The sequence below is a fragment of the Rhodohalobacter sulfatireducens genome (assembly GCF_022012475.1).
Taxonomy (GTDB): Bacteria; Bacteroidota; Rhodothermia; order Balneolales; family Balneolaceae; genus Rhodohalobacter; species Rhodohalobacter sulfatireducens.
In genome coordinates this window covers 1-753 of the sequence record NZ_JAKLWS010000103.1, presented here as the reverse complement: position 1 = coordinate 753, position 753 = coordinate 1, and the positions used below count along the sequence as shown (strand labels likewise).

Annotated in this window: 3 protein-coding genes; 2 read left to right on the top strand and 1 reads right to left on the bottom strand. The window is 47.4% G+C overall.

Going from position 1 to position 753, the window contains the following annotated elements; translation table 11 throughout:
- Together L6773_RS21565 and L6773_RS21560 are read left to right on the top strand one after the other, a co-directional pair.
- On the top strand, nucleotides 1-107 hold a 107-nt coding region (locus L6773_RS21565; protein WP_255727829.1), incomplete at its 5' end, for a T9SS type A sorting domain-containing protein.
- Nucleotides 108-379: 272 nt separating this feature from the next.
- Nucleotides 380-505 (top strand): hypothetical protein, encoded by a 126-nt coding sequence (locus tag L6773_RS21560; RefSeq protein WP_255727828.1) that lies wholly within the window; start codon nucleotides 380-382, stop codon nucleotides 503-505.
- Here L6773_RS21560 and L6773_RS21280 read toward each other — a convergent pair.
- The coding region (locus L6773_RS21280; protein ID WP_237856691.1) for a hypothetical protein at nucleotides 500-753 on the bottom strand (254 nt) is incomplete at its 5' end. The two genes, L6773_RS21560 and L6773_RS21280, sit on opposite strands and share 6 nt — an antisense overlap.

Below are 753 nucleotides of genomic sequence, written 5' to 3'. Positions count from 1 at the left end.
GTCATACGGTAAACTTTGATGCGCGGAACCTGTCGAGCGGGGTGTATTTATACCGATTGCAGGCGGGCAGCCAGATCATGACGAGGAAACTAACGATTTTGAAGTAACGTAACGCGGTTCGCCGAGCTGCGAACACAAATCCCCTCACTCCTATCCCCTCTCCCGAGGGAGAGGGGTGCCCAAAGGGCGGGGAGAGGGCGAAATGAAAAACATGCAATCAATTTTTTGACAATTTTGAAGTATCAGACACAGCGAGCCATCCCCTTAGTCCCCCTTCGAAGGGGGAAAATTCAGGTGTTTTTCCTGAATAGGGGGATGACCCAAGGTTTCGTGATTCGTTAAAACAAAAAAACTTTAAACCACCACAAGCAACACAACCATGAAAAATCAAACCAACACACTCAAAACCTGGACAACACCAAAGCTCAAAACCCTGTCCATCAGTCGGGATACGAAGCAAACCGGTCCGAAAGATCCGCCGGATTTCGACAATCAGGCCTCATGAAAGACATGGTATTTTTCGTGCTGGCGGTGAACTCTGATCTGTTACTGAAATTCGTTGGTTATCAAATTTTGGAGTGGCAATAAAAATACCATGTCTACTATATTTGGTTGGGTTAAGAAACCCCCAATATCCGGCTGCTGCCTCATTCGCTCCGAAAGACATGTTATTTTTCGTGCCGGCAATGAACTTCTTTCTAAGGCCACCTGTCAGCGTCCGCAGGTCCTGACAGCGTGGACTTTCATGAAGAC

Coding starts and splice junctions, on each gene's coding strand:
- L6773_RS21560 (WP_255727828.1), top strand. CDS start 380: ATGAAAAATCAAACCAACACACTCAAAACCTGGACAACACCAAAGCTC.